Here is a 17,612-nt window from a genome sequence, read left to right as displayed (position 1 = left end):
TTGCAAAAAAACGATCGCAGCCATATAAAAGCATATGCTTTAATGTCAGGAATTCTTGCTCAGTTAGTCGGTTCTATTCTTATTGGAATCTTTGGTGGGCAATGGATTGATAATAAGGTTGGAACGTTTCCATTGTTTCTTATTATAGGGTTATTACTCGGGTTAGGAACAGGGATATACGCAATGATTCGACTCATTCGACATTACTATTCGGGAGAGCAATGATGATAGACGTACATGGACTTGTCCAAAGACAAAAGAAATATATGTACTACTTGCTTGCGCTTCTAGTGCTAGGATGGGGATTTACCTCTTACAAGGATGTATTTCTTGGGCTGATTATCGGAACGATTTTCAGTTTTCTTAGTTTGCGCATCATTGCACGTAGAACAGACAAGCTGTTAGATCGCGTAACAAATGGAGAAAACGTGAAGTTTAAGGCAACAGCGGTAAGTACATATTCGAGATTCGCGACGATTGGGTTATTAATTTTATTTGCAGCCAACTATCAAGAGTTAATTGCGATGTGGGGCTTAGGTGTAGGATTGCTGACAGGATATCTTGTCATGATCATAGATTTTCTTTATTTAGAGTATAAGAGCAGGGAAGAGAGGTGAATTACTAGTGGAACACGGTAAATTAGTTGAATTTCTAGGTTTAACGTTCGATTTGTCATCAGTTATGATGGTTACTGTAGCAGCAGTTATTGTTTTCTTAATCGCAGTTATAGGAACTCGCGGCTTAGCTCTTCGCCCAACAGGAATGCAAAATTTCATGGAATGGGTGTTTGACTTCGTGAAAGGGATTATCAATAGTACGATGGACTGGAAAACAGGTGGACGTTTCTTAACGCTTGGCGTTACGCTTATCATGTTTATCATCGTATCGAACTTCCTTGGTTTACCATTCATGTATTCAACAGTTGAGGCTGGCGAACATATTGCATGGTGGAGATCACCAACGTCTGATCCAGCAGTTACATTAACATTAGCCGTGATGGTAGTTACCCTCACCCATTATTATGGAATTAAGATGAAGGGTACGAAAGAATACGTTAAAGGTTATTTCCAACCTATGAAATTCTTATTCCCATTAAAGGTTATTGAGGAGTTTGCTAACACATTAACGTTAGGTCTTCGTTTGTTCGGTAACATTTATGCAGGTGAAATCCTGTTAGGATTACTTGCTAAGTTAGGCGGGGCATCATTCCTTGGAGCATTAGGTGCACTTGTACCGATGTTAGCATGGATGGGATTCAGCGTATTCGTTGGATCAATCCAGTCATTTATTTTCGTTATGTTAACGATGGTTTATATGGCTCATAAAGTAAGCCATGACCATTAATATAATTTAAGTAAGAAAAAATTTAATTTTTTATAATACAAAGGAGGACAAATTAAATGAGTTTAGGTGTAATCGCAGCTGCAATTGCAATTGGTTTATCAGCATTAGGTGCAGGTATTGGTAACGGTCTTATCGTATCACGTACAATCGAAGGTGTTGCTCGTCAACCAGAATTAAAAGGCGCACTTCAAACAATTATGTTCATCGGGGTTGCTTTAGTTGAGGCACTTCCAATTATCGGTGTAGTTATTGCTTTCATCGTAATGAACAAATAAGGGAGACTCCCCTTACATAGATGGCGAAGAGTGTTTTTTGAACTTTCTTCGCCATTGCTTTATGAACGAAACGTATGTCTTTTTTTTTCATATGATCAATTTAGATATTTTGAAGGGAGTGAATCCTTGTGCCAACTTTATTATTAGGGGCTTCCATTCCATTTGGAACGATTGCTTATACATTGTTCATTTTCTTACTTCTATTAGTAATGCTACGCAAATTTGCGTGGGGTCCTTTAATGGGAATTATGAAAGAACGTGAAGAGCATGTTACTAATGAAATCGACGCTGCAGAAAGAAGTAACACTGAAGCGAAGAAATTAGTAGAAGAACAACGTGAAATGTTAAAACAATCGCGTGTTGAAGCACAAGAGTTAATCGAAAGAGCGAAAAAACAAGCTGTAGATCAAAAAGATGTTATTGTTGCTGCTGCGAAAGAAGAAGCAGAATCAATTAAAGCATCTGCTGTACAAGAAATTCAACGCGAAAAAGAGCAAGCGATTGCTGCTTTACAAGAACAAGTTGCTTCTTTATCTGTTCAAATTGCTTCTAAAGTAATTGAAAAAGAATTAAAAGAAGAAGATCAAGTGAAGTTAATTCGCGATTATATTAAAGAAGTAGGAGAAGCGCGATGAGCAATGGGATTGTAGCAAAACGTTATGCTGTCGCTCTTTTTAAAATTGCAAAAGAAAAACACGTATTAGAAATGTTTGAAGAGGAATTACGCCTTGTACAAAACGTTTATGTAAAAAACGGAGAACTACATAGCTTTTTAACGCAACCGAACATTTCAAAAGAGCAGAAGAAAACGTTTCTTGCAAACGTATTCGGATCTGTTTCTGAATCTATTTTAAATACGTTATATATTTTAATTGATAACAAGCGCATTGATATCTTACCTGAAATTGCAGATGAATATGTTGTTCTTGCTAATGAAGAACGTAACGTAGCGGATGCAACTGTATATTCTATTCGCCTTCTATCTGAAGAAGAGAAGCTTAACATTGCAGAAGCATTTGCAAAGAGAACGGGAAGAGATGCAATTCGCGTGAAAAATGTTGTAGATGAAGATTTACTAGGCGGCATTAAAGTACGTATTGGAAATCGCATTTATGACGGAAGTTTACAAGGCAAATTAGCACGTATTCAACGTGAATTAATGAAGAATAGATAGGGGTGAAGCACATGAGCATCAGAGCTGAGGAAATTAGCGCACTGATAAAGCAACAAATCGAGAACTATCAGTCTGAAATCGAAGTTAGTGATGTTGGTACAGTTATCCAAGTTGGTGACGGTATCGCGCGTGCTCATGGTCTTGATAACGTTATGGCTGGTGAACTTGTAGAGTTCTCTAATGGCGTTATGGGACTAGCACAAAACTTAGAAGAAAACAACGTAGGTATTATTATTTTAGGACCTTACACAGAAATCCGTGAAGGTGACGAAGTTCGTCGTACTGGTCGCATCATGCAAGTACCAGTAGGAAAAGAACTAATCGGTCGTGTTGTAAACCCATTAGGTCAACCAGTTGATGGTTTAGGCCCAATCAATACAACAAACACTCGTTCAATCGAAAGTCCAGCACCAGGTGTAATGGATCGTAAATCTGTTCATGAGCCACTTCAAACAGGTATTAAAGCGATCGATGCTCTTGTACCAATTGGCCGTGGTCAACGTGAGTTAATCATTGGTGACCGCCAAACAGGTAAAACAGCAGTTGCACTTGATACAATCATTAACCAAAAAGATGAAGATATGATTTGTATCTATGTAGCTATCGGACAAAAAGAATCAACAGTACGTAACGTAGTAGAAACACTACGTAAGCACGGTGCATTAGATTACACAATCGTTGTAACAGCATCAGCTTCTCAACCAGCTCCATTATTATACCTAGCTGCTTATGCTGGTGTAACAATGGGTGAAGAGTTCATGTACAATGGTAAACACGTATTAGTAGTATATGATGACTTATCAAAACAAGCAGCGGCTTACCGTGAGCTTTCATTACTATTACGTCGTCCTCCAGGTCGTGAAGCTTATCCAGGGGATGTATTCTACTTACATTCTCGCTTATTAGAGCGTGCAGCAAAATTAAGTGATGCAAGAGGCGGCGGTTCTTTAACTGCACTACCTTTCATCGAAACACAAGCAGGGGACGTATCAGCTTACATCCCAACAAACGTAATTTCTATTACGGACGGACAGATCTTCTTACAATCTGACTTATTCTTCTCTGGCGTACGTCCAGCGATCGATGCGGGTACTTCAGTATCTCGTGTTGGTGGATCTGCTCAGATTAAAGCGATGAGTAAAGTATCAGGTACACTTCGTCTTGACCTTGCATCTTACCGTGAGTTAGAAGCGTTCGCTCAGTTCGGTTCTGACCTTGATAAAGCAACACAAGCGAAATTAAACCGTGGTGCTCGTACAGTTGAGGTATTAAAACAAGGATTACACAAACCGTTACGTGTAGAGAAACAAGTTATCATTCTTTACGCTTTAACACGTGGATTCCTAGATGATATCCCAGTAGTAGATATCACTCGTTTCGAAGAAGAATTCCATGCTTGGTTAGATTCTAATGCAGCTGACTTATTAGAAGAAATCCGCACAACTAAGAAACTTGCGGATGATGACAAATTTGCAGCAGCAATTAACGGATTTAAAAAAGTATTCGTAGCTTCTGAGTAATAAATAAAAGTGAAGCCGATTGTGGCTTAGCTAGATCATATAAAAGGCATCTCAAGATTTGAGATTGCTGACGGTTATGTAAAGGAAAAGAGTAGGTGCACCTATTCTTTTCCTTCAATCATGAGCAAGAATATCTTGCAACGTAGATTAGGAAGAGGATTCTTACTAATCGTGCCAACTTCTGGAAAAAAGGTGGTGAAAACCTGTGGCATCTTTACGCGATATAAAAGCGAAGATTACCTCGACAAAGAAAACGAGCCAAATTACGAAAGCGATGGAGATGGTATCTGCATCTAAGTTAAACCGTGCAGAGCAAAATGCTAAATCTTTCGTTCCGTATATGGAAAAGATTCAAGAAGTAGTAGCGAGCATTGCGCAAGGAAGTAAAGGGATTAATCACCCAATGCTAAATGCGCGCCCTGTAAAGCGTACAGGATACATCGTTATTACATCTGATCGCGGACTAGCAGGTGGTTATAACAGTAACGTATTACGTACAGTAAGTAACGTAATTCGTGAACGTCATAATATGGATTCAAACCAATATTCAATTATTGTGCTTGGCCGACTAGGACGTGATTATTTAAAACGTCGCGGCTTTAACATCATTGATGAAGTAGTTGGATTATCTGACCACCCATCATTTACTGATATTAAAGACCTTGCTTCTCGAGCAATTGCGATGTTCGCAGATGGTGCTTATGATGAGCTGTATATTTACTACAACCATTACGTAAGTAAAATTTCACAAGAAGTAACGGAAAATAAAATTTTACCGCTTACTGATGTGGCGTCTGACAAACCGACGACAGCTTATGAATTCGAACCTTCTGAAGAAGAAATTTTAAAAGTATTATTGCCACAATACGCAGAAAGCTTAGTGTACGGTGCATTACTAGACGGTAAAGCAAGTGAACACGCAGCGCGTATGACAGCAATGAAGAGTGCTACAGACAACGCAATGGAAGTTATCGATTCACTTACACTTTCATTCAACCGTGCGCGTCAAGCAGCGATTACGCAAGAGATTACGGAAATCGTTGGTGGAGCAGCAGCGTTAGAATAGTATTAAAAAGCGGAAGCGGTTCTTTCAGGAGAACTGCGAAAGTTACACTAATAAAAAAATAAAAGCCGACTTCTCTTAGAAAGCTGGCTAATTAAAAGAAAGCTAGGAGGGAACCCGATGAATAAAGGGCGCGTTACGCAAATCATGGGTCCGGTTGTAGACGTTAAGTTTGATGGCGGAAAGCTACCAGAAATCTACAACGCCCTTACGGTAAAACAAAGCAACGAAAACGGAGCAAGCATTAACTTAACATTTGAAGTTGCACTTCATTTAGGTGATGACACAGTTCGTACAGTTGCAATGTCTTCCACAGATGGACTTGTTCGTGGCACAGAAGTAGAAGATACTGGTAAAGCAATCTCTGTACCAGTTGGTGATGCAACACTTGGTCGTGTATTTAACGTATTAGGTGATGCAATTGACTTAGATGGTGAACTTCCTGCGGATGTACACCGTGATCCAATTCACCGTCAAGCACCTGCATTCGAAGAATTATCTACTAAAGTAGAAATTCTTGAAACTGGTATTAAAGTAGTAGACTTACTTGCTCCTTACATTAAGGGTGGTAAGATCGGTCTATTCGGTGGTGCCGGTGTAGGTAAAACAGTATTAATTCAGGAATTAATCAATAACATCGCACAAGAGCATGGTGGTATCTCTGTATTCGCTGGTGTAGGTGAGCGTACTCGTGAGGGTAACGACTTATACCATGAAATGAGCGATTCTGGCGTAATCAAGAAAACTGCGATGGTATTCGGACAAATGAATGAGCCACCTGGAGCACGTCAACGTGTTGCATTAACAGGTTTAACAATGGCTGAGCATTTCCGTGATGAGCAAGGACAAGACGTACTATTGTTCATCGATAACATCTTCCGTTTCACGCAAGCAGGTTCTGAAGTATCTGCCCTTCTTGGTCGTATGCCATCTGCGGTAGGTTACCAACCAACACTTGCAACAGAAATGGGTCAATTACAAGAGCGTATTACATCTACAAATAAAGGATCTATCACGTCTATCCAAGCGGTATATGTACCAGCCGATGACTATACGGATCCAGCACCAGCTACAACGTTCGCTCACTTAGATGCAACAACAAACTTAGAGCGTCGTTTAACACAAATGGGTATTTACCCAGCCGTAGATCCATTAGCATCTACATCTCGTGCACTTTCTCCAGAAATCGTAGGAGAAGAGCATTATGAAGTAGCTCGTCAAGTACAGCAAACTTTACAGCGTTATAAAGAGCTTCAAGATATCATCGCTATCTTAGGTATGGATGAGTTATCTGAAGAAGATAAGTTAGTTGTACATCGTGCTCGTCGTATTCAATTCTTCTTATCTCAAAACTTCCACGTAGCTGAGCAGTTTACAGGTCAAAAAGGTTCTTATGTACCTGTAAAAAATACAGTTAGTGGCTTCAAAGAAATTCTAGAAGGAAAATATGATGACCTTCCAGAAGATGCATTCCGCTTAGTAGGTAGCATTGAAGAAGTTATTGAAAACGCGAAGAAAATGATGGCGTAAGGCCTTAGGAGGGACGAATTATGAAGACATTTCCAGTCAGTATTGTAACTCCTGATGGACCGGTTTACGAAAAAGAAGTAGAAATGGTAAGTGTAAAAGCAGAGAGTGGGGAAATGGGGATCTTACCAGGTCACATTCCAACTGTTGCACCATTAAAAATTAGTGCGGTTCGTCTGAAAAATGGTGGGCACACTGATTATGTAGCAGTAAGCGGTGGCTTTATCGAAGTTCGTCCAGATAAAGTAACTATATTATCATCATCTGCTGAAGAAGCAAACCATATCGATATCCATCGTGCAAATGAATCGAAACGTCGCGCTGAGCAACGTATGCAAGATAAACAAGCACATGTTGACTTTAGACGTGCAGAAATGGCCTTGCAGCGTGCTGTGAACCGTTTAAACGTTTCCGATATGAAGTAAAAAAATCCGTAAGGGCTCTTGCCTTTACGGATTTTTTTTTATGTAGTTTATGGATAATTTTACAAAAATGGTATAATTATATTGATGCTTGTATAAGTAGAGAATGTACAACAATTTATAAAGGAGATGAATAAATGATCGGTGAAATGAAACGAGAAGCATTGTACTCTTTAAAGGGAAAATGGGGACTAGGTGTTGGATCAACGATTTTGCATATTATTTTAAGTTATTTTGTTTCAATGGCTGCAATGCTTATACTTTTAATTCCAGGAATTATTATATTTTTCTTATTTGCTGGTTTAACAGGCTCATTTGAAGAGGAAGCAATATCAATCGGGGCAGGTATTACATTTGGAATTTTTTATTGCATAATGATTATTTTGAGTAATGCATCTTATGGTATTACATCATACGGTTATACGAATGTGTTGCTACAAATTAGTAAACGAGAAGATGCTAGAGTAGATTATTTATTTGAAGGATTTCGTGGCTTTAAAAGAATGATGAAAACAATGTGGGCTATGCTTGCGATTTTGTTATATACAGGTACGTGGATCCCGATGTTGTTACTAGGTTTATTCGCGTTTTTTGGTGAGGAAGGGAATGTGTCGTTAACAATTGCTTTCTTCGTACTATTAGCTATTTCGATTGTTGTAATGATTGTGATGTATTTTTCTTATGCGATGACGTATTATGTTATGATTGAAAATCCAGATTATAGCGTTTCACAGGCGATGAAAGAAAGTAAGAACCTTATGAAGGGACATAAACTAGATTTATTTCTTTTATGGCTTAGCTTCATAGGATGGGCTATTTTAGCGATTCTTACTCTTGGAATAGGATTTCTTTGGCTTAGTCCATATGTAGGTACAACGACAGCACATTTTTATCGCTATATTGCAAAAGGTGAATTGCAGTAGGAACATGCTATACTAATAGAATTGTTACGTATAGGGGGTTAAGTATGATTAGTGATTTAAAAGGAGAAGCGCTAGATTCGCTGGAAGGAAAATGGGGCTTAGCTGTTGGGGCAACATTACTTATTTCGATTCTTACTTCAGCTTTTAGTTTTAGTATCCAGTTCATTCTCTCTCAGGTTTGGGAGTGGAAAGAAGTGAATAGCTCACTTTCAATAGATGTTATTACAATATTGCTAGTGGGGCCTTTAACGCTAGGGGGTTATTGTTTAGCACTACATATAATTCGTGAAAAAGAAGCGCGTATTGGGCATATATTCAGATGGTTTACAGAAGGAAATAAATTTATAAAGTCATTTTTATTATATATAGTAGTAAATATTTATATTTTTTTATGGTGTTTACTATTTATTATTCCAGGTATTATTAAATCATTTTCTTATGCGATGACGTATTTTATTATAAATGATCATCCTGAGTATTCAATAAATCAAGCTATTAAAGAAAGTCGTCGTATGATGGCTGGACATAAGATGGAGTATTTCATTTTATGTTTAAGTTTTATTGGTTGGTTTATATTAAGTTGTATTACATTAGGGATTGGATTTTTATGGTTGATTCCATATTTTTATACTACGTCAGCGGCTTTTTACGAAGAGATTGCAGAGGAATATTACGAGGGGAAAATTCCGACACTTTAAAAAACACCCAGTGTGAACTATTGGTTCATACTGGGTGTTTTTTGTAGGAATTTTATAAACTGTTTACTTGTTAGAGGTTTACTGAAATAGTAACCTTGCATGTATTTACAGTTGTTTTTTTGCAGAAACTTAAGCTGTTTTTCTGTTTCAATTCCTTCAGCAACGACAGAGAGATTTAAAGTATTTGCAAGAGAAAGGATAGTGGAAACGATGGCTCTTTCTTCAGGCCGATGATCGGCTAGTTGTGTAAATTCTTTTGGTACTTTTAATGTATCGATAGGGAAAATTGATAAATAAGCAAGCGAAGAGTAGCCGGTACCGAAGTCATCAATGGATGTTTGAATACCATATTCTTTTAATTGCTTTAGTCTCGATAATGTTTCTTTTTCATCAATCATCGCAATTCGTTCTGTTAGTTCAAGTGTTACATCTTTCGGATCAATCTTAACGTCCTGTAGTATTCGTGAAATGTTTTCGATTAATTGATTTTGTTGAAATTCTTTCGCTGATAAATTGACACTCATTTTTAAGTTTGTGTATCCAAAACTTTGCCATATTTTTAGTTGACGACAAGATTCTCTTAATACCCAATGTCCAAGTGGGATGACTTGAGGAGTCTCTTCCACAATTGGAATGAACTCACAAGGTGAAATGTCACCTAATAGTGGATGTTTCCAACGTATTAATGCTTCAGCACCGATAATTTTATTTGTTGTCGTATCAATTTGTGGTTGATAGACGAGATAAAATTCGTTGTTTACTAAAGCGAGTGGCAAATCTTTTTCGATTCGAGCTTTTCGTTCCATTTTTTTATATAGTTCTTTCGTGTAAAGAGAGCTACGATTTTTCCCTTTATTTTTTGCTTCGTACATGGCCATATCGGCATGTTGTAAAATAGACAGTGGGTCTTCGCCTGCTTCAGGGTATATGGCAATCCCGATACTTGGTGAGATTCGTAAATGTTGATTTTCGATTTCGAATGGTTCGTTCATGGCAGCTACAATCATATCAGCTATCTTTTTTACATCTGTCCTATTTTTAAAATTTTCGATAAGGATTGTGAACTCATCCCCAGCTAGTCGAGCAAGTTTCATATTCTGTGTCGATATTCGTTCGAGCCTTTTTGCTACTGCGATTAATAGAAGATCTCCTACCCGGTGACCGAGAGTATCGTTAATAACTTTAAAACGGTCTAAATCGAGAAACATAACAGCAAAAGGTATTTTCGATATTTTTGCTCGTACAATCGCTTTTTCTAAATATTGATGAAATGAACGCCGATTTGCAAGCTCCGTTAAAGTATCGTGATATGCTAGGAAATTAATTTGTTCTTGTTGTTGTTTGCTTTCCGTAATATCTTTAATCATTAAATAGACCCCAGAAATATGCGCCTTTAAAAAGATGGGAACAGCCGTAACATGCAAGTAGTAAATATCTCTGTTTTTGTGATATGCCCGTATTTCTAAAGAGATAGAATTCCCTTTTTTTACATGATGAAAAGTATTAATAATTTCTTCTAAATCTTCCTCGTATATGAGTGAGTAGTAGGGCTGATTTAATAGTTCATTCGTTTGATAACCGAGTAACATAGTACCAGCGTTATTCACTTTGAGAAAATTACCGTACAAATCTAATGTGAAAATTGGATCTGGATGGTGCTCGTATAAAGATTTAAACATTTGTTGGTTATGATATAACTCATTTTTTTGTTCTACTAAATCTTCTGTACGTAGTTCAATTTGTTTCTCTAGTTCCGAGTTAAATTGCATTTGGGCTAACAATAATATTTTATTTTGTTTTCGAACTAAACTATGGCGTATGAGAACGAAAGTGAAAGTTATCATAAGACCAATTACTACAATGGGTGCAAAAACATATTCGACCAATATAAAAACAATAAGCATTACTACAGAAATATAAGGTAATGATGATCTGATTGATTCACCAAATTTAGGCGTTAATAGTACTTGCTCTTGTTTTTCAGGCTCTTTTGTATGAAGAATACAGGCGATCGCTACTAGCACTAAGATCACTTGATAGAGCGGAGTAACTGTAAACATAGAATACTCTGGTGTGAAGTATTTTATATAAGCATAAATAGCATCCGTAGTAGCATACAAAATTAAAGCACTGCTAAGAAGTGCACCAACTTGTTTTGGTAATAAGGATAATGGTCTGAATAAAAGATTGATTCCTATTAAAAGAAAGAGTAAATCAGCCATTGGATAGGTAAGTTGAACAAATATGTCGATATAGGATGTTGTAAAAACGTGAATGGTTCGTTCAATAAGTAAGTAGTAACTTAAAGTAAATTGGGCTGTAACGATAATGCAAATATCACATATCATAAAAAGCTTTTCTAATAAATCTTGGTTGTAAATGATTTCGTATAGAAAGGCAAGTGCAAAGCTAATTAAAAAAAGTAAGTAAAAAAAGTCGGACGGATCAACGAACGTATAGAAGTCCTTTAAAATTAAACGTTGATAGGAAACGACTATATCACCGATGAAATAAGAGAGGGCTCCAACAGATAATATTATCCAAAATAAACGAGGTAACCCTTCTTTCATATTTGAAAAATAAAGTATATAACCACAAGCGATAATATCAATTAATAGGGTACTCATTCCAATTAATATTTGAAAAGGAAATGAGTATTCATATAGAAAAGGCATTTCTACGTAATGAATCGCTATAGAAAACAATACAATACTTATAAGAATACTTACATGTGTTTGTTTTTTCATTTATATCACCCACTGTATATACAGATAAATTATCTTTTTGTATTTCATGTTTTTTAGGTATTGCTTGAAAAATATATATAATTTCTATGCTTATTTTACACATTTATAATGAGTTATAAAAATAGATTTGCTCAGCGTGTATTAATTGTTGTTTCTGTTCCCAATATATCGACATAGGAATTTGAAGTTTGCTATAATGAATTAAATAGTTGCATTATTTAGAAAAATTTAAAAATAATAAATAATGCAAGTAAGACATATTGTTTACTATGTGAACTTGTTCTTAATTCAGGGGGGGAGGGTTTCACAATGGCAAGTGTATATGAAAATAGTTATATGATCGTTTTGATTTTCTTGCTATTAGGTATATTGCTGCCGGTAGTGGCTCTTACATTAGGGAAAATGCTGCGTCCAAATAAACCGAGTGCAGCGAAAGCGACGACGTATGAGAGTGGAATTGAGCCTTTTCATGATGCAAATATTCGGTTTCATGCTCGTTATTATATTTTCGCTTTATTGTTCGTCATCTTCGATGTAGAAACTTTATTTTTATACCCATGGGCTGTTGCATATGACAAGCTGGGTTTATTTGCACTGATTGAAATGCTCATTTTTGTTGTGATGTTGCTAGTTGGATTAGCGTATGCTTGGAAAAAGAAGGTGTTACAATGGTTATAAATTTTGAGGAATTACACCCGCGGGATCGAGCGGAATTAGAAAGGAATATCTTTTTTTCTACATTGGAACAGTTGAAGGGATGGGCGCGGAGCAACTCTTTATGGCCGATGACATTTGGACTGGCATGCTGTGCGATTGAAATGATGGGAGTAGGTTCATCACATTACGATTTAGATCGATTTGGGTCATTTTTTCGGACTTCACCAAGACAATCGGATGTCATGATTGTGTCAGGAACGGTAACGAAGAAAATGGCACCTATTGTTCGGCGCTTATATGATCAAATGCCTGAACCAAAGTGGGTAATTGCGATGGGATCTTGTGCAACAGCCGGTGGTCCATATGTGAATTCGTATGCGGTTGTGAAAGGTGTAGATCAAATTGTACCAGTTGATGTGTATATTCCTGGATGCCCTCCAAATCCTGCTGCTTTAATTTATGGAATTAATAAATTAAAAGAAAAAATTCGTTACGAGGCGAGGACCGGGAAGCAGGTGACGAATAAATGAGTGATCCAAATAAAGACTTAGAAAGTATGAAAAGAGAAGCAGCCCGTCATGCGAAAGAGGAAGCGCGAAAACGTCTTGCTGCGAAACATGAGGCGGAAATGTCTAAACTTGAAGGAGAACATCGAGAAAAAGAGAAAGCGCTACCAAAGGATAAGGAGATTAATGTAGAAGAAGAAAAACGTCTTGCTGCAGCAGCCGCAAAAGCAAAAGCAGCGGCACTAGCGAAGCAAAAGAGAGAAGGAACAGAAGAAGTAACAGATGAAGAAAAAGTCAAAGCGAAGGCGAAGGCTGCAGCAGCTGCAAAAGCAAAAGCGGCGGCACTAGCGAAGCAGAAGAGAGAAGGAACAGAAGAAGTAACAGATGAAGAAAAAGCGAAGGCGAAGGCTGCAGCAGCCGCAAAAGCAAAAGCAGCGGCACTAGCGAAACAAAAGAGAGAAGGAACAGAAGAAGTAACGGACGAAGAAAAAGCCAAAGCAAAGGCGAAGGCTGCAGCAGCTGCAAAAGCAGCGGCACTAGCAAAGCAGAAGAGAGAAGGAACAGAAGAATTAACAGATGAAGAAAAAGCCAAAGCAAAGGCGAAGGCTGCAGCAGCTGCAAAAGCAACAGCAAAAGCGGCTGCACTAGCAAAGCAGAAGAGAGAAGGAACGGAAGAGGTAACAGATGAAGAAAAAGCGAAGGCCGTAGCAGCCGCAAAAGCGAAAGCAGCGGCATTAGCGAAGCAGAAAGCCTCACAAAGTGATGGAGATTCTGGAGATGAGAAAGCAAAGGCAATTGCAGCCGCGAAAGCAAAAGTGGCAGCGGCGGCAAGGGCGAAGACAAAGGGAACTGAAAGTAAGAAGGAAGACGAGCAGAATCAGGAAGAACCATCAGTTAACCAACCGTATTTAAATCGCTATGTGGATGTTGTTAAGGAGAAGATAGGGGAATATGCATTAGTAGATTCCTATATTAATAAGCTTTCAAAAGATGTTCCAACGCTTGTGGTGGAGCCTTCAAAATATTATGAAGTGATGGAATTGCTACGATTCCATGAGGGACTTGCTTTTGATTACATGTCAGAGCTACATGGGACAGATTTTGTGACACATATGGAAGTATATGTTCATTTATTTTCATATGGAAAGAAACAGTCAGTAGCAGTGAAGGTAAAGCTGGATAGGGAAGCGCCGCAAGTAGAATCGGTGACAGCGTTTTGGAAAGGGGCAGATTGGCCGGAACGTGAAGCGTATGATTTGCTCGGTATTGTATTTAAAGGTCACCCTAATTTATCTCGCATTTTAATGCCAGATGATTGGGTAGGGTATCCGCTTAGGAAAGATTATGAACCGTATGATGTGGAGGTGTAGCTTGTGATCCGTACGGAAGAGATGCTCTTAAATGTAGGACCGCAGCACCCAAGTACACATGGTGTGTTTCGGCTTGTAATTAAGATTGATGGGGAAATTATTAAAGAGGCTACACCAGTTATCGGGTATTTGCATCGCGGAACAGAAAAGATCGCTGAGAGCTTGCAGTACACACAAATTATCCCGTATACAGATCGAATGGACTATTTATCAGCAATGACGAATAATTACGTCATCTGCCATGCTGTAGAGACGATGATGGGGCTTGAGATTCCGGAGCGTGCTGAATACTTACGGGTGCTTGCGATGGAGCTTGGAAGGATTGCGAGTCACCTCGTTTGGTGGGGTACAAATCTTCTTGATATAGGAGCGGTTAGTCCGTTTTTGTACGCATTTCGTGAACGAGAGATGATTATAAATTTATTAAATGAATTATGCGGTGCACGGCTTACTTTTAACTATATGAGGGTCGGCGGTGTGAAGTGGGATGCGCCAGATGGCTGGATTGAAAAAGTGGAAGAGTTTGTTCCGTATATGAGAGAGCAATTGGCAGGTTATCACGACCTTGTTAGCGGTAATGAAATTTTCTTAAATCGTGTAAAGGGCGTTGGTATATATAGCGCAGAAGAAGCAATTTCGTATTCTTTAAGCGGAGCGAATTTGCGGTGCACCGGAGTAAATTGGGATCTTCGCAAAGATGAGCCGTATTCGATTTATGATCGTTTTGATTTTGATATTCCTGTTGGAAGCGTGGGAGATGCTTGGGATCGCTACGTTTGCCGAATGGAGGAAATTGAGGAGTCATTAAAAATTGTAGAGCAAGCAGTTCAGCAGTTTCCGAAGGACGGAGCGGTACTGGCGAAAGTACCGAAAATTATTAAGGCGCCTAAGGGGGAAGCATTTGTCCGTATAGAATCACCACGCGGGGAGATTGGTTGCTATATCGCTAGTGACGGAAAGAAAGAGCCATATCGTCTGAAATTCCGCAGACCATCTTTTTATAATTTGCAAATCTTACCGAAGTTATTGAAAGGTGAAAACATCGCCAATTTAATTACGATTTTAGGTGGGGTTGATATTGTACTTGGGGAGGTTGACGGCTAATGATTGAGACGCTCTTACAATCACCTTCAAGCTGGACGAATTTCTTCATTTTTTTCGGATTAGCGGTGCTTCTATTATTTGCAGTCCTTGGCTTCGTTACATACGGTATTTTGGCAGAACGGAAAGTGATGGGATTTATGCAAGGACGGATTGGACCAAACCAAGTTGGGGGCCGGTTCGGTTTACTCCAAACGGTAGCTGATGTTTTGAAACTATTATTAAAAGAAGATAGCATTCCGAAAGCTGCTGATAAACCGTTGTTTATATTAGCGCCTGTTATTGCATTCGCACCAGCATTTATGGTACTTGCGGTTATCCCGTTTACTGATAAATTTCAGTTCGCGGATATTGGAGTGGGATTACTGTATTACATTGCTGTTTCTGGGATTACGACGATCGGAGTTGTGACCGGGGGATGGGCATCAAATAATAAATATTCCCTTTTAGGAGGGATGCGTGCGGCGGCGCAAATGATTTCTTATGAGATTCCACTTGTAATGAGTGTAATTGGTGTCGTTTTACTAGCTGGTAGTCTTAATTTGAATGAAATTGTAGAGGCGCAGGAGAAGGTATGGTACATTTTCGTACAGCCAATCGGTTTCGTTATTTTCTTAATCGCGGCAGTTGCAGAGTTAAATAGGACGCCGTTTGATTTACCCGAAGCGGAGTCAGAACTTGTTTCTGGATACCATACGGAATACTCAGGGTTTCGCTGGGCGTTTTTCATGCTTTCAGAGTATGTATATTTCTTCGGAATGGCATCTTTAATTACGGTACTCTTTTTAGGCGGATGGAATCCAGTTATGTTCCTTGGATTTATTCCAGGAGCTGTATGGTTTGCTTTGAAATTCAGCAGTGTGGTCTTTCTATTAATTTGGTTCCGCGTTACGTTCCCACGTATAAGAGGTGACCAGTTAATGGAGTTTGGCTGGAAAGTATTATTACCAATTGCACTTGCAAATATTTTCTTAACGGCATTGATTAAGGAGCTATTCTTTTAATCTATGAAGGGGGTGCCAGTAAGAGATGAAAGGACTATTTAAAGGGTTAAAATATACGCTTAGTAATTTGAGTAAGAAAAAGGTGACGTATGATTATCCGAATCAACCGTTGCCATTACCAGACCGATTTCGGGGTATTCAAAAGTTTTATCCGGAAAAATGTATTGTTTGTAATCAGTGTTCCAACATTTGTCCGACAGATTGCATTCAATTAACAGGGAAAAAACATCCTGATCCTATGAAAAAAGGAAAAATTATCGACACGTACGATATTAATTTTGAAATTTGTATTCTTTGCGATTTATGTACAGAAGTTTGCCCGACAGAGGCGATTGTAATGACAAATAACTTTGAACTCGCAGAGTATTCACGTGATGATTTATTTAAAAATTTGCAGTGGCTTGATGAGAACGACGAGAACGTCAGGAAGGAGAATAAAGCATGAATGGCGAGTTTGTAGCATTCTTTATACTATCCTTGTCTGCAATTATCGGCGGTGTTCTTATGTTGAACTTAACGAAAGTAATGCATATGATGCTAGCTCTCGTTCTTACATTCCTCAGCATTGCAGGTTTGTACTTTCTTTTATCAGCCGAGTTTATCGGTGTTGCACAAATTTTACTTTACTCTGGTGCGATCACTATTATTATGATTTTTGGCATTATGTTAACGAAACATAACGCGGAAAATGAATCGCGTCTTACTCTTCGAAAATGGATTATCTTCTTTGCGGTTGTAGCATTTGGAGCGGTTATGTATTTCGCTGTTAATAGTATCGATTTTTCAAATCAAAGCACACAAGGAAGTTTACCTCTCCATGAAAACAACACACTTCAAATCGGTACACTTCTCTATTCAAAATATATTATTCCATTTGAGTTAACCTCAGTTATTTTACTTGTAGCACTTGTAGGGGCAATTATACTGGCGAAGAAGGATGAAGGGGAGGAGGATTCCCATGAATAGCGTTCCAGCTTCTGCGTATTTAACACTTGCGATTATTTTGTTTTGCATCGGTTTATTTGGAGCTTTAACAAAGCGAAATACAGTGATCGTATTAGTTTGTATCGAATTAATGCTAAACGCTGCTAATTTAAATTTAGTAGCCTTTAGTAAATTAGGCCTGTTTCCGAATTTAACAGGACAAATTTTCTCGCTGTTTACGATGTCTGTAGCGGCAGCGGAGGCAGCGGTAGGGCTTGCAATTTTGATTGCTTTGTACCGTAATCGCCCGACAGTTCATGTAGATGAGATGGATACGCTCAAAGGATAGCATTGTGA

Annotated in this window: 21 protein-coding genes; 20 read left to right on the top strand and 1 reads right to left on the bottom strand. The window is 38.4% G+C overall.

Going from position 1 to position 17,612, the window contains the following annotated elements; genetic code table 11:
* From QUF93_RS27930 to QUF93_RS27875, 12 genes are all read left to right on the top strand, one after another.
* On the top strand, positions 1-225 hold the full coding sequence (locus tag QUF93_RS27930; protein ID WP_001171218.1) for an AtpZ/AtpI family protein: 225 nt from the start codon (positions 1-3) through the stop codon (positions 223-225).
* Positions 225-617, top strand: coding sequence for an ATP synthase subunit I (locus QUF93_RS27925; protein WP_289360855.1), 393 nt, complete (start codon positions 225-227; stop codon positions 615-617). The genes QUF93_RS27930 and QUF93_RS27925 overlap by 1 nt, the downstream gene beginning before the upstream one ends.
* Before the next feature lie 7 nt (positions 618-624).
* Entirely contained in the window at positions 625-1,344 is a 720-nt protein-coding gene (atpB, locus tag QUF93_RS27920; RefSeq protein ID WP_000399868.1) for a F0F1 ATP synthase subunit A, read from the top strand.
* 56 nt (positions 1,345-1,400) lie between these two features.
* Complete coding sequence (gene atpE / locus QUF93_RS27915) at positions 1,401-1,619, top strand: F0F1 ATP synthase subunit C (RefSeq protein ID WP_000052064.1); 219 nt, start codon at positions 1,401-1,403, stop codon at positions 1,617-1,619.
* 128 nt (positions 1,620-1,747) lie between these two features.
* Positions 1,748-2,254, top strand: a complete 507-nt coding sequence (gene atpF, locus QUF93_RS27910; protein ID WP_144506161.1) for a F0F1 ATP synthase subunit B — start codon at positions 1,748-1,750, stop codon at positions 2,252-2,254.
* Positions 2,251-2,793, top strand: a complete 543-nt coding sequence (atpH, locus tag QUF93_RS27905; RefSeq protein WP_097902981.1) for a F0F1 ATP synthase subunit delta — start codon at positions 2,251-2,253, stop codon at positions 2,791-2,793. Before atpF ends, atpH begins: the two co-directional genes overlap by 4 nt.
* 11 nt (positions 2,794-2,804) lie before the next feature.
* The gene (gene atpA, locus QUF93_RS27900) at positions 2,805-4,313 is read left to right on the top strand and encodes a F0F1 ATP synthase subunit alpha (RefSeq protein WP_289360854.1); all 1,509 of its coding nucleotides are present in this window, start codon (positions 2,805-2,807) and stop codon (positions 4,311-4,313) included.
* Positions 4,314-4,518: 205 nt separating this feature from the next.
* Positions 4,519-5,379 (top strand): F0F1 ATP synthase subunit gamma, encoded by an 861-nt coding sequence (gene atpG, locus QUF93_RS27895; RefSeq protein WP_000157703.1) that lies wholly within the window; start codon positions 4,519-4,521, stop codon positions 5,377-5,379.
* Positions 5,380-5,496: 117 nt separating this feature from the next.
* Positions 5,497-6,906, top strand: coding sequence for a F0F1 ATP synthase subunit beta (gene atpD / locus QUF93_RS27890; RefSeq protein ID WP_002123794.1), 1,410 nt, complete (start codon positions 5,497-5,499; stop codon positions 6,904-6,906).
* A gap of 20 nt (positions 6,907-6,926) precedes the next feature.
* Entirely contained in the window at positions 6,927-7,328 is a 402-nt protein-coding gene (gene atpC, locus QUF93_RS27885; RefSeq protein ID WP_002123795.1) for a F0F1 ATP synthase subunit epsilon, read from the top strand.
* A gap of 134 nt (positions 7,329-7,462) precedes the next feature.
* Positions 7,463-8,248, top strand: a complete 786-nt coding sequence (locus QUF93_RS27880; protein WP_289360853.1) for a DUF975 family protein — start codon at positions 7,463-7,465, stop codon at positions 8,246-8,248.
* Positions 8,249-8,292: 44 nt separating this feature from the next.
* On the top strand, positions 8,293-8,946 hold the full coding sequence (locus QUF93_RS27875; protein WP_289360852.1) for a DUF975 family protein: 654 nt from the start codon (positions 8,293-8,295) through the stop codon (positions 8,944-8,946).
* Positions 8,947-8,963: 17 nt separating this feature from the next.
* Here the strand turns inward: QUF93_RS27875 and QUF93_RS27870 are convergent, their stop codons facing one another.
* A complete protein-coding gene (locus QUF93_RS27870; protein WP_289360851.1) occupies positions 8,964-11,693 on the bottom strand; it encodes a putative bifunctional diguanylate cyclase/phosphodiesterase in 2,730 nt (909 codons plus the stop codon).
* 309 nt (positions 11,694-12,002) lie between these two features.
* Here QUF93_RS27870 and nuoA point away from each other — a divergent pair, with 309 nt between their 5' ends.
* From nuoA to nuoK, 8 genes are read left to right on the top strand one after another with little or no spacing between them, the layout of a single operon-like run.
* Positions 12,003-12,371, top strand: a complete 369-nt coding sequence (nuoA, locus tag QUF93_RS27865; RefSeq protein ID WP_000179270.1) for an NADH-quinone oxidoreductase subunit NuoA — start codon at positions 12,003-12,005, stop codon at positions 12,369-12,371.
* Positions 12,362-12,880, top strand: a complete 519-nt coding sequence (nuoB, locus tag QUF93_RS27860) for an NADH-quinone oxidoreductase subunit NuoB (protein ID WP_002113032.1) — start codon at positions 12,362-12,364, stop codon at positions 12,878-12,880. Before nuoA ends, nuoB begins: the two co-directional genes overlap by 10 nt.
* Positions 12,877-14,226: an NADH-quinone oxidoreductase subunit C gene (locus QUF93_RS27855; RefSeq protein WP_289375953.1), complete on the top strand. Its 1,350-nt coding sequence runs from the start codon at positions 12,877-12,879 to the stop codon at positions 14,224-14,226. The genes nuoB and QUF93_RS27855 overlap by 4 nt, the downstream gene beginning before the upstream one ends.
* Positions 14,227-14,229: 3 nt before the next feature.
* Positions 14,230-15,330 carry an NADH-quinone oxidoreductase subunit NuoD gene (nuoD, locus tag QUF93_RS27850; protein WP_002123807.1) on the top strand — a complete coding sequence of 367 codons (1,101 nt, stop codon included), beginning with the start codon at positions 14,230-14,232 and terminating at the stop codon, positions 15,328-15,330.
* Positions 15,330-16,331 (top strand): NADH-quinone oxidoreductase subunit NuoH, encoded by a 1,002-nt coding sequence (gene nuoH / locus QUF93_RS27845; protein WP_289360849.1) that lies wholly within the window; start codon positions 15,330-15,332, stop codon positions 16,329-16,331. Before nuoD ends, nuoH begins: the two co-directional genes overlap by 1 nt.
* Positions 16,332-16,356: 25 nt before the next feature.
* Positions 16,357-16,776: an NADH-quinone oxidoreductase subunit NuoI gene (gene nuoI / locus QUF93_RS27840; RefSeq protein WP_199638414.1), complete on the top strand. Its 420-nt coding sequence runs from the start codon at positions 16,357-16,359 to the stop codon at positions 16,774-16,776.
* The gene (locus QUF93_RS27835) at positions 16,773-17,297 is read left to right on the top strand and encodes an NADH-quinone oxidoreductase subunit J (RefSeq protein ID WP_001012819.1); all 525 of its coding nucleotides are present in this window, start codon (positions 16,773-16,775) and stop codon (positions 17,295-17,297) included. Before nuoI ends, QUF93_RS27835 begins: the two co-directional genes overlap by 4 nt.
* Positions 17,290-17,604, top strand: a complete 315-nt coding sequence (gene nuoK, locus QUF93_RS27830; protein WP_289360848.1) for an NADH-quinone oxidoreductase subunit NuoK — start codon at positions 17,290-17,292, stop codon at positions 17,602-17,604. The genes QUF93_RS27835 and nuoK overlap by 8 nt, the downstream gene beginning before the upstream one ends.
* Positions 17,605-17,612: the final 8 nt, after the last annotated feature.

This window comes from Bacillus hominis (assembly GCF_030348325.1).
In the GTDB taxonomy this organism is placed as follows: domain Bacteria; phylum Bacillota; class Bacilli; order Bacillales; family Bacillaceae_G; genus Bacillus_A; species Bacillus_A hominis.
The sequence above is the reverse complement of the archived record's forward strand: the minus strand, read 5'-3'. Positions and strand labels throughout refer to the sequence as shown.

Excerpts from the sequence above, each read along its gene's own strand:
- QUF93_RS27880 (WP_289360853.1), top strand. The coding sequence starts at position 7,463 with ATGATCGGTGAAATGAAACGAGAAGCATTGTACTCTTTAAAGGGAAAA.
- atpC (WP_002123795.1), top strand. The coding sequence starts at position 6,927 with ATGAAGACATTTCCAGTCAGTATTGTAACTCCTGATGGACCGGTTTAC.
- QUF93_RS27835 (WP_001012819.1), top strand. The coding sequence starts at position 16,773 with ATGAATGGCGAGTTTGTAGCATTCTTTATACTATCCTTGTCTGCAATT.
- nuoH (WP_289360849.1), top strand. The coding sequence starts at position 15,330 with ATGATTGAGACGCTCTTACAATCACCTTCAAGCTGGACGAATTTCTTC.
- atpA (WP_289360854.1), top strand. The coding sequence starts at position 2,805 with ATGAGCATCAGAGCTGAGGAAATTAGCGCACTGATAAAGCAACAAATC.
- QUF93_RS27925 (WP_289360855.1), top strand. The coding sequence starts at position 225 with ATGATAGACGTACATGGACTTGTCCAAAGACAAAAGAAATATATGTAC.
- atpH (WP_097902981.1), top strand. The coding sequence starts at position 2,251 with ATGAGCAATGGGATTGTAGCAAAACGTTATGCTGTCGCTCTTTTTAAA.
- nuoI (WP_199638414.1), top strand. The coding sequence starts at position 16,357 with ATGAAAGGACTATTTAAAGGGTTAAAATATACGCTTAGTAATTTGAGT.
- QUF93_RS27870 (WP_289360851.1), bottom strand. The coding sequence starts at position 11,693 with ATGAAAAAACAAACACATGTAAGTATTCTTATAAGTATTGTATTGTTT.
- nuoA (WP_000179270.1), top strand. The coding sequence starts at position 12,003 with ATGGCAAGTGTATATGAAAATAGTTATATGATCGTTTTGATTTTCTTG.
- nuoB (WP_002113032.1), top strand. The coding sequence starts at position 12,362 with ATGGTTATAAATTTTGAGGAATTACACCCGCGGGATCGAGCGGAATTA.
- nuoK (WP_289360848.1), top strand. The coding sequence starts at position 17,290 with ATGAATAGCGTTCCAGCTTCTGCGTATTTAACACTTGCGATTATTTTG.
- QUF93_RS27875 (WP_289360852.1), top strand. The coding sequence starts at position 8,293 with ATGATTAGTGATTTAAAAGGAGAAGCGCTAGATTCGCTGGAAGGAAAA.
- atpD (WP_002123794.1), top strand. The coding sequence starts at position 5,497 with ATGAATAAAGGGCGCGTTACGCAAATCATGGGTCCGGTTGTAGACGTT.
- atpE (WP_000052064.1), top strand. The coding sequence starts at position 1,401 with ATGAGTTTAGGTGTAATCGCAGCTGCAATTGCAATTGGTTTATCAGCA.
- QUF93_RS27855 (WP_289375953.1), top strand. The coding sequence starts at position 12,877 with ATGAGTGATCCAAATAAAGACTTAGAAAGTATGAAAAGAGAAGCAGCC.